Origin of the sequence: Kitasatospora sp. NPDC048365 (genome assembly GCF_043200835.1) — a bacterium.
Lineage (GTDB): Bacteria > Actinomycetota > Actinomycetes > Streptomycetales > Streptomycetaceae > Kitasatospora > Kitasatospora terrestris.
In genome coordinates this window covers 104,153-118,019 of record NZ_JBICYJ010000006.1, presented here as the reverse complement: position 1 = coordinate 118,019, position 13,867 = coordinate 104,153, and the positions used below count along the sequence as shown (strand labels likewise).

General features: G+C 74.7%; 12 protein-coding genes. 8 read left to right on the top strand and 4 right to left on the bottom strand.

Going from position 1 to position 13,867, the window contains the following annotated elements:
* The first annotated feature begins 3 nt into the window (after nucleotides 1–3).
* From ACGFX4_RS08290 to ACGFX4_RS08255, 8 genes are all read left to right on the top strand, one after another.
* A complete protein-coding gene (locus ACGFX4_RS08290) occupies nucleotides 4–621 on the top strand; it encodes an isochorismatase family protein (protein ID WP_393071183.1) in 618 nt (205 codons plus the stop codon).
* Nucleotides 618–2,522 (top strand): anthranilate synthase family protein, encoded by a 1,905-nt coding sequence (locus ACGFX4_RS08285; protein WP_393071182.1) that lies wholly within the window; start codon nucleotides 618–620, stop codon nucleotides 2,520–2,522. Before ACGFX4_RS08290 ends, ACGFX4_RS08285 begins: the two co-directional genes overlap by 4 nt.
* Nucleotides 2,519–2,854: a hypothetical protein gene (locus tag ACGFX4_RS08280; protein WP_393071181.1), complete on the top strand. Its 336-nt coding sequence runs from the start codon at nucleotides 2,519–2,521 to the stop codon at nucleotides 2,852–2,854. The genes ACGFX4_RS08285 and ACGFX4_RS08280 overlap by 4 nt, the downstream gene beginning before the upstream one ends.
* Before the next feature lie 176 nt (nucleotides 2,855–3,030).
* Nucleotides 3,031–3,966, top strand: a complete 936-nt coding sequence (locus ACGFX4_RS08275) for a 3-oxoacyl-ACP synthase III family protein (RefSeq protein WP_393071180.1) — start codon at nucleotides 3,031–3,033, stop codon at nucleotides 3,964–3,966.
* 63 nt (nucleotides 3,967–4,029) lie between these two features.
* Entirely contained in the window at nucleotides 4,030–4,836 is an 807-nt protein-coding gene (locus ACGFX4_RS08270; RefSeq protein WP_393071179.1) for an arylamine N-acetyltransferase, read from the top strand.
* A 14-nt stretch (nucleotides 4,837–4,850) separates the two neighbouring features.
* Nucleotides 4,851–5,228, top strand: a complete 378-nt coding sequence (locus ACGFX4_RS08265; protein WP_393071178.1) for a YybH family protein — start codon at nucleotides 4,851–4,853, stop codon at nucleotides 5,226–5,228.
* A 24-nt stretch (nucleotides 5,229–5,252) separates the two neighbouring features.
* The gene (locus ACGFX4_RS08260) at nucleotides 5,253–6,353 is read left to right on the top strand and encodes a phenazine antibiotic biosynthesis protein (protein WP_393071177.1); all 1,101 of its coding nucleotides are present in this window, start codon (nucleotides 5,253–5,255) and stop codon (nucleotides 6,351–6,353) included.
* The gene (locus tag ACGFX4_RS08255; RefSeq protein ID WP_393071176.1) at nucleotides 6,353–7,723 is read left to right on the top strand and encodes an aldehyde dehydrogenase family protein; all 1,371 of its coding nucleotides are present in this window, start codon (nucleotides 6,353–6,355) and stop codon (nucleotides 7,721–7,723) included. The genes ACGFX4_RS08260 and ACGFX4_RS08255 overlap by 1 nt, the downstream gene beginning before the upstream one ends.
* A gap of 102 nt (nucleotides 7,724–7,825) precedes the next feature.
* Here ACGFX4_RS08255 and ACGFX4_RS08250 read toward each other — a convergent pair whose 3' ends face one another.
* The 4 genes from ACGFX4_RS08250 to ACGFX4_RS08235 form a co-directional block, all read right to left on the bottom strand.
* Nucleotides 7,826–9,034: an FAD-dependent oxidoreductase gene (locus tag ACGFX4_RS08250; protein ID WP_393071175.1), complete on the bottom strand. Its 1,209-nt coding sequence runs from the start codon at nucleotides 9,032–9,034 to the stop codon at nucleotides 7,826–7,828.
* Between the two features lie 86 nt (nucleotides 9,035–9,120).
* Nucleotides 9,121–10,431 carry an FAD-dependent oxidoreductase gene (locus tag ACGFX4_RS08245; RefSeq protein ID WP_393071174.1) on the bottom strand — a complete coding sequence of 437 codons (1,311 nt, stop codon included), beginning with the start codon at nucleotides 10,429–10,431 and terminating at the stop codon, nucleotides 9,121–9,123.
* Nucleotides 10,428–12,509 carry a molybdopterin oxidoreductase family protein gene (locus ACGFX4_RS08240; RefSeq protein ID WP_393071173.1) on the bottom strand — a complete coding sequence of 694 codons (2,082 nt, stop codon included), beginning with the start codon at nucleotides 12,507–12,509 and terminating at the stop codon, nucleotides 10,428–10,430. Before ACGFX4_RS08240 ends, ACGFX4_RS08245 begins: the two co-directional genes overlap by 4 nt.
* Nucleotides 12,496–13,863: a nitrate/nitrite transporter gene (locus tag ACGFX4_RS08235; RefSeq protein WP_393071172.1), complete on the bottom strand. Its 1,368-nt coding sequence runs from the start codon at nucleotides 13,861–13,863 to the stop codon at nucleotides 12,496–12,498. Before ACGFX4_RS08235 ends, ACGFX4_RS08240 begins: the two co-directional genes overlap by 14 nt.
* Nucleotides 13,864–13,867: the final 4 nt, after the last annotated feature.

Below are 13,867 nucleotides of genomic sequence, written 5' to 3'. Positions count from 1 at the left end.
CCCATGGCAGGCATACCCGCCATCGCCCCCTACCCGATGCCCAGCGCGGGGGAGCTCCCCGCCAACACCGCCACCTGGAAGGTCGACCCCGACCGGGCGGTGCTGCTCGTCCACGACATGCAGCGCTACTTCCTCAAGCCGCTCGGCGACGACGCCGAGCTCCTGGAGAACGCCGTGCGGCTGCGCGACTGGGCCGTCGCCCACGGCGTGCCCGTCGCCTACACCGCGCAGCCCGGCGGCATGACCGCCGAGCAGCGCGGCCTGCTGATGGACTTCTGGGGACCCGGCATGAAGGTCGACCCGGCGGACCGTCAGATCGTCGACCCGCTGGCCCCCCGCCCGGAGGACTGGCTGGTCACCAAGTGGCGCTACAGCGCCTTCCACAACAACGACTTCCTGCAGCGGATGCGCGCCAGCGGCCGCGACCAGCTGGTGGTCTGCGGGGTGTACGCGCACGTCGGCATCCTGATGACCGCGGTGGAGGCGTTCACCAACGACATCGAGACCTTCCTGGTCGCCGACGCCGTCGCGGACTTCTCCGCCGACCACCACCGGATGGCCCTGGAGTACGCGGCCCAGCGCTGCGCCGTCGTGCTCACCGCCCAGGAGGTGGCGGCATGACTCTTCTCGACGACGTCCTGGCCGACCAGCAGCGCCCGTTCGCGCTGATGTACCGGCCGGAGACGACCGGGCCCGGCCTGGTCGACGTGGTGCGCGGCGAGGTCGCCGAGCCCGCCACCCTCGCCGAGATCCCGCTGCCCGGGGACACCTCCCCGGGCGGCGGCCCCCGGCACGAGGTGCTCGCCCTGGTCCCGTACCGGCAGATCGCCGAGCGCGGCTTCGAGGCGCCCGACGACGGCGCCCCGCTGTTCGCGCTCACCGTCACCGAGCAGGCCGTCCACCCGCTCGCCGAGGTGCTGGCCAGGATCCCGGACGTGCCGATCGAGCTGGCCGGCGGCCACTTCGACGTCGCCGACGAGGAGTACGCGGAGACCGTCCGCCGGGTGATCGCGGAGGAGATCGGCGAGGGCGCCGGCGCCAACTTCGTGATCAAGCGGTCCTTCACCGCGGACATCACCGGCTACACCCCGGCCGCCGCGCTGGCCCTGTTCCGCCGGCTGCTCCAGCGCGAGCACGGCGCGTACTGGACCTTCGTGGTGCACACCGGGGAGCGCACCCTGGTCGGCGCCACCCCCGAGCGGCACATCAGCGTGCACGGCGGCACCGCGGTGATGAACCCGATCAGCGGCACCTACCGCTACCCGGCGGCCGGCCCCTCGCTGCCCGAGGTGATGGACTTCCTCGCCGACCGCAAGGAGGCCGACGAGCTGTACATGGTGGTCGACGAGGAACTCAAGATGATGGCCCGGATCTGCGAGACGGGCGGCCGCGTGGTCGGCCCGTACCTCAAGGAGATGGCCCGCCTCGCGCACACCGAGTACTTCATCGAGGGCCGCACCGACCGCGACCCGCGGGAGATCCTGCGCGAGACGATGTTCGCGCCGACCGTCACCGGCAGCCCGCTGGAGTCGGCGGCCCGGGTGATCGGCAAGTACGAGCCGGCCGGCCGCGGCTACTACAGCGGCGTCGCCGCGCTGATCGGCCGGGACGCGGCCGGGGAGCGCACGCTGGACTCGGCGATCCTGATCCGCACCGCCGACATCGACGCCGGCGGCCGGGTCCGGATCGGGGTCGGCGCGACCCTGGTCCGGCACTCCGACCCGCTCTCCGAGGTGGCCGAGACCCGGGCCAAGGCCGCCGGGCTGATCGCCGCCCTGCAGGCGGGGGAGCGGACCGGCTTCGGCTCGCACCCGAGCGTGCGGGCCGCGCTCGCCGAGCGCAACCGCTCGATCGCCGGGTTCTGGCTCGCCGAGGACGCCGAACGGGAGAGCCCGCGGGCCGGCCTCGCCGGCCGCCGGGTGCTGGTGGTGGACGCCGAGGACACCTTCACCTCGATGATCGACCACCAACTCCGTTCGCTCGGCCTGGAGGTGACGGTCCGCCGGTTCGACGAGCCGTACACCCTGGACGGCTGGGACCTGGTCGTGATGGGCCCCGGCCCCGGCGACCCCCGGCACACCGGCCACCCGAAGATCGCCCACCTGCGGTCCGCCGTGGCCGAGTTGCTGGACCGCCGGCAGCCCTTCCTGGCGGTCTGCCTCAGCCACCAGGTGCTCTCCACCGCCCTCGGGCTGGAGCTGCGCCGCCGTGACGTGCCCAACCAGGGCGTGCAGCGGCCGATCGACCTGTTCGGCAGGCCCGAGCGGGTCGGCTTCTACAACACCTTCGCCGCCAACAGCGCCGGCGACGCGTTCGAGGCGGCCGGCATCGGCACCGTCCGGGTCAGCCGCGACCCCGCCACCGGCGAGGTGCACGCCCTGCGCGGACCGCACTTCGCGTCCATGCAGTTCCACGCCGAATCGGTGCTCACCCAGGACGGCGTACGGATCACCGGCGACCTGATCGCCGCGGTGCTGGACTCCGCGGTGCCGGCCTCGGCCGTGCCGGTGGGCGCCCGATGAGGGCGGTCGTCGCCTGGTGGGACCTGGACGGCTCGGCGCAGACCGTCGACTCGCTGCGGGAGTTCCTGCGCGAGGAGGCGGTCGAGCGCTGGGCCGCCTTCCCCGGCCTGCTGCTCAAGGTCTGGATCGCCGACCGCGAGCGCAACCGCTGGGGTGCCTTCCAGCTCTGGGAGTCCGCCGAGGCGGCCGCCCAGCCGCTCTCCACCCGGGCCGCCGAGCTGATCGGCTTCCTGCCCACCGAGCGGCTGACCTTCGAGGTCGAGGCGACCACCGAGGGCATCCACCAACTGCCCACGCTGGCCCGGCTCGGGGTCGCACTCGCCGACACCTGACAAGGTCAGTGTCCGGCCTTTGCCCGACGCAATCCTCCGGCGCGACCATCAATACGCGGACGAATCCGATTGAGCGAGGGGAAATAGGAATGATCACTACGGGAATTCCCGGGAAAGGCCGGCCGAACTCCGGGATCGGCATCGTGGGAACCGGCTCGTACCTTCCGTCCCACGTGGTGACGAATTCCGAGGTCGGCGAGCCCGCCGGGGTCACCGGCGAGTGGATCCACGCGAAGACCGGAATTCTGAACCGCCGCCGGGCCAAGGACGACGAGGCCACCAGCGACCTGGCGGTGATCGCCGCCCGGGCCGCCCTGGAGAACGCCGGGCTGACGCCCTCCGACATCTCGCTCATCGTGGTCGCCACCTCCACCCCCGACTCCCCGCAGCCCCCGACCGCCTGCCTGGTGGCCGACGAACTCGGCTGCGACGCCGGCACGGCGGCCTTCGACGTCAACGCGGTGTGCAGCGGCTTCGTCTTCGCCCTGACCACCGCCGAGCGGATCCTGCGCGACTCCGGCTCCCGGTACGCGCTCGTCATCGGCGCCGACGTGTACTCCCGGATCCTCAATCCGGCCGACCGCAAGACCGCCATCCTGTTCGGCGACGGCGCCGGCGCCGTGGTCCTCGGCCCGGCGGCCGGACCCGACCGCGGCCTGCTGGCCGGCCGGCTCGCCAGCTTCGGCGCCGACCGCCACCTGATCGAGGTCCCGGCCGGTGGCAGCCGGCTGCCGGCCACCGCCGAGACCGTCAGCGAGGGCCTGCACTGGTTCCGGATGAACGGCCGCGGCGTGCGCGACTTCGTCAATGCCGAGGTGCCCCCCGCCGTCCGGACCTTCCTCGCCGACGCCGGCGTCACCCCCGACCAGATCGCCCGCTTCGTGCCGCACCAGGCCAACGGGCGGATGCTCGAGGAGCTCGCCGAGCCCATCGGCATTCCGTTCGAGCGCTTCAGCACCAGCTTCCAGGAGTACGGGAACACCGGCTCCGCCTCGGTCGCCGTCACCCTCGACCTGGCCGCCCGCAGCGGGCAGCTGAACCCCGGCGACCTGGTCCTGCTGGCCGGCTTCGGCGGCGGCATGGCCATGGGCCTCGCGCTGCTGCGCTGGTAGCCCGCCGCACCACCACCCCCACTTCACAGACCCTCACCCTCACCACCCGACAAGGAGACAGCGGTGCTGGACGACACCCTGGTGGACGCGTACCTCGCGCGGATCGGCGCCCGGCGCCCCGCACAGCCCGACTTCGACGGCCTGCGCCACCTGCAGGAGCGGCAGGTCCTCACGGTGCCGTTCGAGAACCTGGGCTACCACCTCGACGAGCCGATCCACATGGACGAGCAGGTCCTCGACAAGATCGTCCGCCAGAACCGCGGCGGCGGCTGCTACGAGGTCAACCCGGCGCTCTTCTTCCTGCTGACCTCCCTCGGCTACCAGGTCGAGATCCTCCCCGGCCGGGTCCACCGGCCGGGCGGGGAGCTCGGCGCCGCGATGTGTCACCTCGCCCTGCGGGTCACCCTGGACGGCCGGCAGTGGCTGGTCGACACCGGCTTCGGCCGCAACAGCCGCCACCCGCTCGACCTCGCCTCCCGCGAGGTGCAGAGCGACCCGGACGGCGAGTACCAGCTGGTCGACGCGGCGGAGGGCGGCATCGACGTCCTGCTGGGCGGCAAGCCGCTCTACCGGCTCGACGACCGCGCCGTGCGCATCGCCGACTTCCGCCCCACCCTGTGGTGGTACCGCACCTCCCCCGAATCCCCGTTCCTCCAGGACGTGTTCTGCTCGTTGCGGACCGAGGACGGCCGGATCACCCTCAAGGGCAACCAGCTCTCCGTGCTGGCCGGCAAGGAGCGCAGCTCCGAGACCTACCCGGACGACGCCGAGGTGCTCGCCGCGTACAAGACCCACTTCGGCTTCAGCCTCGACCGGCTGCCCGGCGAGCCGCAGCTCGGCGGGGCCACCGCCGGCGTGCAGACCGGCTGAGGGGCCCCGCCGTCATGACGATCGCCCCCACCGATCCCGCCGAACTGCCCTACGTCTTCGCGGACGCCTTCAACTCCGGCGACCTCGCCGCGATCGACCGGCTCTTCGAGATCGACGCCCTCTTCGTCACCGAGCCCGGCCGGACCGTCCGGGGCGAGGAGCGGCTGAAGGCCAACGCCCGGTTCCTCGCCCTCGGCGTGCCGATCAAGCTGACGCTCCGCCACAGCTACGTGACCGGCGACCTCGCCCTGCTGATCGGGGACTACCTGATCGAGGGCGACGGCCCCCAGGGCCCGATCCGGCTCGAAGGCTCGGCCACCGATGTCGCCCGCCGCGGCCCCGACGGGCGCTGGCGCTACGCGATCGACAACCCGTCGGGTATCGACCGTTGAACTCCCCACTCTGGAAGGATTGTTGTGTCGACTGCCGCTGACCCGGTGCTGGACCTGCCGTTCGACGTCCAGCCCGACCCGGAGGAGTACCTGAGCGCCGCGATGCGCTGGCACTTCTCCCCCGAGACCGGCTCCCCGTTCTGGCTGGAGCGCGCCGACAGCCTCGGCTTCGACCCGCTGACCGACATCCGCAGCTGGGCCGACCTGGCCAGGTTCCCCAACCTGGCCAACGAGCTGCGCTTCGCCCGCGTCGAGGACCTGATCCCGCGCGGCTACGGCGAGCGCCCCGACGTGGTCGGCATCTACGAGAGCGGCGGCACCACCGGCGCCCCCAAGCGGATCGTGCTGCTGCGCGACTGGCTGAACAAGCTGCTCGGCTGGTCCAGCGCCCAGCTCGACGGCCACGGCGTCCCGAAGGACGTCAACTGGCTGATCGTCGCCCCCAACGGCCCGCACATGGTCGGCGACGTCATCAAGCAGCAGACCGCCTACCGCGGCGGCCTCTCCTTCACCGTCGACCTCGACCCGCGCTGGGTCAAGAAGCTGATCGGCGACGGCAAGGCCGCCGAGGCCGGCGCCTACGCCGAGCACATCGTCGACCAGGTCGCGTTCGCCCTGGAGACCCAGGACATCGGCGTGCTGATGTGCACCCCGCCGGTGCTGGAGCGGATCGCCCGCCGCGACGACCTCGCCAAGCTGGTCAACGAGAAGGTCCGCGCGATCAACTGGGTCGGCACCCAGATGGACCCCGACACCCGCCACCTGTACCGCACCGAGGTCTTCCCGAACGCGGTCCTGTACAGCGGCTACGGCTCCACCATGATCCTCGGCAACGCCAGCGAGCGGCACGGCCTCACCGACGACGACCCGTGCATCTACGACCCGTACTCGCCGTACATGAGCTTCGGCGCCGTCGACCCGAAGACCGGCGGGACCGTCGAGTACGGCCAGCGCGGCCAGGTGGTCATGCACCACGTCTCCAAGAGCCTGCTGATGCCGAACAACCTGGAGCGCGACTACGGCACCCGGCTGCCGGGCCTGCCCGGGCAGATCGGCGACTCGGTCGCCGACATCGCCCCCGTCCAGGAGTTCGACAACGAGACCGTGATCGAGGGCGTGTACTGATGGGCGACCTCATCCAGCTCGACGCACTCGGGCCCAGCGGCGCCTTCCGGGCCCGCAAGCGGCTCACCGTCACCGACGTCACCGGCGTGCCGGTCGCCGAACTCAGCATCGTCCCGAAGCTGTTCGTGACCCGCGCGATGAAGGCCCTGCACGAGGCCGAGAGCCTGCCCGCCGAGGAGCGGATCGCCAAGCTGGCGCGGGCCGGGCGGATCTTCGCCGAGGAGGTCATCGACGGACTGACCTTCGACCGGTACGAGCAGACCGTCGCCCGGGTCTCCGGCGTGCCGCTCTCCGTGGTCCGCGACGCCACCGCGGCGATCGTCGACTCCGCCGAGAAGTCCGGCTGGGCCGCCTACCGGGCACAGCCGGTCGGCGCGGTCAGCGACTGGCGGTCGGACGAGACCCGCGGCGGCAGCGCGGTGTGGACCCGCAAGGGCAGCGTCTTCGCCGTCCACGCCGCCGGCAACCACCCCGGGCCGCACTCGCTGTGGCTGGAGGCGCTCGCCCTCGGCTACCGGATCGCCGTCCGCCCCTCGCGGCGCGAACCCTTCACCCCGCACCGCCTGGTCACCGCCCTGCGCGCGGCCGGCTTCGGCGAGGACCAGGTCGTCCTGCTCCCCACCGACCACGACGCCGCCGACGAGATCCTCGCCCTGGCCGACCTCGGCCTGGTCTACGGCGGCGACGAGGTGGTCAAGAAGTACTCCGGCAGCACCGTGCTGCCGCAGGGCCCCGGCCGCTCCAAGATCCTCGTCACCGCCGACGCCGACTGGCGCGACCACCTCGACACCATCGTCGACTCGATCAGCCACCAGGGCGGCGTCGCCTGCATCAACGCCACCACCGTGCTGATCGACGGCGACCCCGGCCCGCTCGCCGAGGCCATCGCCGAGCGGCTCGCCACCATCCCGAGCCTGCCGCCCGAGGACGAGAAGGCCGTGCTCGCCGTCCAGCCCGTCGAGTCGGCCCGCGCCATCGAGCGCTTCCTGCTCGCCCGTGCCGCCGGCACCAAGGCCTGGCTCGGCGGCGACGGCGTCGTCGAGGAGCTGGGCGACGGCAGCGCCGTCCTGCGGCCGGCCGTCCACCAGCTCGACCGGCCCGACGCCGAGCAGGCCTCGGTGGAGCTCCCGTTCCCCTGCGTGTGGGTCGCGCCGTGGAGCCCGGAGGCGGGCGTCGCACCGCTGCGCAGCAGCCTGGTGCTGACCGTCTTCACCGAGGACGACCGGCTGGTCGACAAGCTGCTCGACGAGCCGAGCATCAGCAACGTCTACCGCGGCGACCACCCGACCTACTGGATCCGCCCCGGCGTCCCCCACGACAGCTACCTGGGCGAGTTCCTGATGCGGACCAAGACCGTCATCCGCGACTGACCCACCGCAAGGCCCCCGTCAGCCCCCGGCTACTCCCCGAGCCGGGGGCTCACGGCTGTCCGCTTCCGGGTGGGGGCGCGAGGCGCCCCCACCCCTTCACGTTCACGGCCGGGCCAGCAGCTGGTCCGGGGAGGTCGGCAGCTCCTTGCCCAGGTACGGGCGGAGGGCGCCGAAGGCGCTCGCGTCGCCCGCGAGGACCGCGCCGAGCAGGGTGCGGCCGTCCTCGGCGAGGACGAGCTTGGCGTAGGTGCCGGCCGCGGCGTCGGTGTAGGCGAGTTCCACCGCGCCGGCGGTGGTCGCGTGCGCGTCGCCGAGGCTGGCGACCTCGACCCCGAGCAGCTTGAGGCGGGTGGCGGTGTCCGCGCCCGCGAACGGGACGCTGTCGACGCCGAGCAGCTGCCCGACCACGCTCTCCGCCATCCGGTACCCCGGCGCGACCAGCCCGTAGCAGCGGCCCTCGACCGCCGCGCAGTCGCCGACCGCCCAGATCCGCGGGTCCTCGGTGCGGCAGCGGTCGTCCACCAGGACGCCGCCGCGCTCGCCGACCGCCAGGCCCGCGCCGCGCGCCAGCTCGTCCCGGGGCCGGACGCCCGCCGCGAACACCACCAGCCCGGTGTCGATCGCGCTGCCGTCGGCCAGCCGCACCCGGCGCACCCGCCCGTCCAGGCAGGCCTCGACGGCCGCGGTGCCGATCCCCAGGTGCAGTTCCACGCCGAGTGCCGCGATCAGCCGGGCGAGCACCGCGCCGCCGCCGTCGTCCACCTGGACCGGCATCAGGCGCGGGGCCAGCTCCACGACGTGCGGCCGCATGCCGAGCAGCCGCAGCGCGTTCGCCGCCTCCAGGCCGAGCAGGCCGCCGCCGATCACCACGCCGGCCCGGCCCGGGCGGGCCGCCGCGCGGATCCCGTCGAGGTCGGCCAGGGTCCGGTAGCGGTGGCAGCCCGGCAGGTCGTGCCCGGGCACCGGCGGGACGAACGGCCGGGCGCCGGTGGCGAGCACCAGGGCGTCGTAGTGCACCACGGTGCCGTCGTCGCAGCGCACCAGCCGGCGGCGGCGGTCGACGGCGAGCGCGGTGGTGTCCAGCAGCAGGTGGATCGAGGGGTCGTCGAGGAAGCCCGGCCCGGCGAGCGCCAGGTGGTCGGCGCCGCGGCCCTCCACGGACGAGGAGAGCGCCACCCGGTCGTACGCGGGCACGCTCTCCTCGGCGAGTACGACGACGCGCCAGGCGTCCGTCCGGTCGCGGGCCCTGAGCTGCTCGATCAGGTGGTGGCCGACCATGCCGTGGCCGACGACGACGAGGGTGCGGATCATGGGGGCTCCGTTCGGAAGGTGTCGACAGACGGGCGCCCCACCCGGCCGCCGGACGGCGGGCGAGGTGGGGCGCGGCTGGTACGGCGTCAGGCCGGCTGGTCGGCCAGCTCGCGGGGGCGCGGCGGCTCGGCGGACGGGGTCCGGGCGGCGAGCGAGGTGCACAGGGCGCGCAGGTCGGGGCCGCAGCCGCCGCAGCCGGTGGTGGCGCGGGTGGCGGCGGCCAGCGCGGGGACGTCGCAGGCCCCGGCGTGCCAGGCCTCGGCGACGGCGCCCCGGGTGACGTTGGCACAGTGGCAGAGCACGGTGTCCGGGCCCGGCTCGGCGCCGCCGGGCAGCGCCGCCGGGGTGCCCAGCAGCAGCGCGAGCCGGTCGGCGGGGACGGGCAGGTCGCGGTCGTACAGCTGGGTGACGGCGGCGATCGCGCGGGGGAGTCCGAGCACCACCGCGGAGGCGATCCGGCCGTCCCGCAGCCCGAGCCGGGCGTACCGGCCGCGCGCGGGGTCGCGCAGCAGCACCTCGCGGTCCCCGTCGCCCGGCGTGCCGACGGCGAGCAGGTCCACCCCGGCGGCGGACAGCCGCAGGAGCGGCCGCTCCGGTACGGGGCCGGGCGCCGTCCCGGTCAGCAGCCGGGCCAGCGCGTCGGCCTGCGCCCAGCCGTCCCGGCCGGGGCCGGTGCAGGCGCCGAGCGCGTGGATCCGCGGGTCGGAGGTCAGCAGCCGGGCGTCGACGGCGATGCCGCCACCGACCGCCAGCCCCGCCGCGCGGGCGAGCGCGGTCTCCGGCACCGGCGGCTCGCAGCGCAGCACGGCGGCCGCGGGCAGCGACTCGCCGTCGTCCAGCGCGAGGCGGCCCTCGGCGTGCTGCAGGGCGGTGCGGCCCGGCCGCAGCCGGATCCCGGCCCCGGCGACCGCCCGGCCCAGCAACTCGGCCGCGGCGGGGTCCAGGTGACCGTCGAGCAGCTGCGGCTCCCGGTGCACCAGCGTGACGTCCCGGTGCGCCGCGCGCAGCGCCAGCGCGGTCCGGACCGCGTCCGGGCCGCCGCCGACCACGGCCACCGGGCCGGCCGGCGGGGCCGCCGCGGGGGCGCCCGCGGCCGACCGGGCGCCGGTGGCGAGGACCAGGGTGTCGTAGCGGTGCGCGGAGCCGTCCGAGGCGTGCACCAGGCGGCGCACCCGGTCGATCCGTACGGCCCGCACGCCCGCCCGCAGGTCGACCGCGTCCGACGGGTGGGCCGCGTCCGACGGGTGGTGAGCGGCGCGGGCACCCCGGGTGAGGACGGTGACCGGGCCCCGGTGGCCGAGGGCCAGCAGCCGCTGCACCAGCCGGTGCCCGGCCGGGCCGTGGCCGACCACGACCACCCGGCCCGCGGTCGCCGGGGTGGCGACTCGAGCGTTCATCGTGACTCCGTCGCGGGGGAGAGCCGGACCGCGCAGACCTTGAACTCGGGCATCCGGCTCCGCGGGTCGAGCGCCGGGTTGGTGACCAGGTTGGCCCGCCCGGCGCCCGGGAAGTGGAAGGGCAGGAACACCGTGTCGGTGCGCAGCGACCCGGACAGCCGCACCCGGGCGGTCACCGTGCCGCGCTCCGAGCCGACCTCGGCGAGGTCGCCGTCGGCCAGGCCCGCGCGGGCCGCCGTGTCGGGGTGCACCTCCACGTACGGCTCCGGCACGGCGGCGGCCAGTTCGGCGATCCGGCGGGTCTGCGCACCGGACTGGTAGTGCGCCAGCACCCGGCCGGTCGTCCCGAACAACGGGTACTCCGCGCCCGGGAGTTCGGCCGCGTCGCGGTGGTCGACGGCGGCGAACCGGGCCCGGCCGTCCGGGTGCGCGAAGCGGTCCAGGAACAGCCGGGGCGTCCCCGGGTGGCCCGGCTCGGGGCAGGGCCAGTGCAGTGCCTCGCCCGCGTCCAGCCGCCGGTAGTCGATGCCGGAGTAGTCGGCGGCGCCGCCGCGCGAGGCCCGGCGCAGCTCCGCGAACACCCGCTCCGGTTCGGTCGGCCAGCGCCCGGCGTCCTGCCCGAGCCGGACGGCCAGGCCGTGCAGCACCTCCAGGTCGCTGCGTACGCCGGGCGGCGGGCCGAGCAGCCGGCGGCGGCGCAGCACCCGCCCCTCCAGGTTGGTGAGCGTGCCCTCCTCCTCCGCCCACTGGGTGACCGGCAGCACCACGTCGGCCAGCCGCGCCGTCTCGGACGGCACGAAGTCCGCGACCACCAGCAGGTCCAGGGCGGCGAGCCGCTCGGTGACGTGCGCGGCGCGCGGCGCCGAGACCGCCGGGTTGGAGCCGAACACCAGCAGCGCCCGGACGTCCCCGCCGAGCGCGTCCAGCAGCTCGTACGCGCTGCGCCCGGGGCCCGGCAGGCTCTCCGGGTCGACGCCCCACACCCCGGCGACGTGCGCCCGGGCGGCGGGGTCGGTGATCGAGCGGTAGCCGGGCAACTGGTCGGCCTTCTGGCCGTGTTCGCGCCCGCCCTGCCCGTTGCCCTGGCCGGTCAGGCAGCCGTAGCCGCTGCCCTCCCGACCCGGAAGCCCCAGCGCCAGCGCCAGGTTGATGAACGCGGCGACCGTGTCGGCGCCCTTGCTGTGCTGCTCGGCGCCGCGCCCGGTGAGCACGTACGCCCGCTCGGCGTCGGCCAGCAGCCGTACCGCTTCCCGCTGTTCGGCCACCGGTACGCCGGTCAGCCGTTCCACCCGCTCGGGCGTCCAGCCGGCGGCGAGCTGCCAGGCGGCCTCCAGGCCGGTGGTGCGCGCGGCCAGGTAGCCGGAGTCCGTGCGGCCCTCGACCACCGCGAGGTGCAGCAGCCCGAGGGCGAGCGCCAGGTCGGTGCCCGGGGCGGGCTGCAGGTGGACGGCGGCGCGCTCGGCGGTCCGGGTGCGCCGCGGGTCGACGACGATCAGCCGCGCCTGCTCCAGGTGCCGCATCAGCGGCGGCATGGTCTCCGCCGGGTTGGCGCCGGCCAGCAGCACCACCTCGGCCCGGCCCAGGTCGGTCACCGGGAACGGCAGCCCCCGGTCCACGCCGAACGCGGCGATCCCGGCCGCGGCCGCGGACGACATGCAGAACCGGCCGTTGTAGTCGATCTGGCTGGTGCCCAGCGCGACCCGGGCGAACTTGCCCAGCTGGTACGCCTTCTCGTTGGTCAGCCCGCCGCCGCCGAACACCCCGACCGCGTCCGGACCGTGCTCGGCCCGGATCCGGCGCAGCCGCTCGGCGACCGTGTCCAGGGCGGTCTCCCAGTCCACCGGGCGCAGCCGCCCGTCCGCGCCGCGCACCAGCGGCTCGCGCAGCCGGTCGCGGACGTCCAGCAGCGCCGGGGCGGTCCAGCCCTTCTGGCACAGCCCGCCCCGGTTCACCGGGAAGTCGGACGGCCGGACGGCCACCGCCCCCGGCCCGCCGGCCAGCACGGTGCCGCACTGCAGCGCGCAGTACGGGCAGTGGGTGGCGACCTCCGGGCCGCCACCGCGGTCAGACCCGGACACGGGCACGCTCCGAGGTCCGCACGGCCGCGGGCACCGCCGGGGCCGGACGCAGGTACACCACCCGGGTCACCACCACGCACACCGCGTAGAAGCCCAGGAACGCCAGGAACGCGCCCGTGCCCCCGCCGCCCGGATGCCCGTACGAGGCGCGGAACACCAGGTTCACCGCCACCCCGCCGAGCGCCCCGACCGCACCCGCGATCCCGATCACCGCACCCGACAGCCGCCGCGCCCGGGCGAACGCCGCCCCGGCCGGACGCCCCGCCAGCACCACCCGCTCCGCCCGCGCCGCGAACGCCGCCGGGATCAGCTTGTACGTCGAGCCGTTGCCGATCCCGCTCAGCACGAACAGCACCGCGAACCCGACCAGGAACAGCGGGAACGAACGCAGCGCCGACGCCGCCAGCAGCACCAGCGTGCCCGCCGCCATCGCCGCGAACACCCAGCACGTCACCCGCGCACCGCCCCGCCGGTCCGCCGCCCAGCCGCCCAACGGGCGCGCGAACGACCCCAGCAGCGGCCCGAGGAAGGTGTACCCCGCCGCCTGCAGCGGCGTCGCACCGAACTGCGTCTGCAGCACCAGCCCGAACGCGAAGCCGTACCCGATGAACGAGCCGAAGGTGCCCACGTACAGCAGCGAGATCCACCACGTGTCGGCGCACCGCAGCGCCTCCAGCTGCGCCCCCCGGTCGGCCCGGCCGGCCCGGTCCGCCGGCAGGTCGTCCATGCCCGCGGACGCGAGCAGCGCCGCCAGGACGATCAGCGGCAGGTAGACCGCGATCACGTACGCCGGATGCCCGGCACCCGCTGTGGAGATCACCAGCAGGCCGATCAGCTGCACCGCCGCCACACCCAGGTTGCCGCCGCCCGCGTTCAGACCGAGTGCCCGGCCCTGGTACCGCTGCGGGAAGAACGCGGTGATGTTGGTCATCGACGACGCGAAGTTGCCGCCGCCCACCCCCGTCGCCGCGCCGATCAGCAGGAACACCCACAGCGGCGTACCCGGACGCTGCACGAACACCAGCGCCGCCGTCGCCGGGACCAGCAGCACGGCCGTCGCGAAGACCGTCCACGTCCGCCCGCCGAACCGCGTCACCGCCCAGCTGTACGGCAGCCGCAGCAGGGCGCCCACCAGCGTCGGCACCACCACCATCAGGAACTTCTCACTCGGCGAGAAGCCCAGGCCGATCGCCGGGGACATGAACAGCACCAGCACCGACCACAGGCTCCACACCGAGAAACCGATGTGCTCGGACAGCACCGACAACGCCAGATTGCGCCACGCGACCCGGCTGTCACCCCGCTGCCAGGCGAGTTCGTTCTCCGGATCCCAGTGCTTCAGGGTGCGCCTCATGACT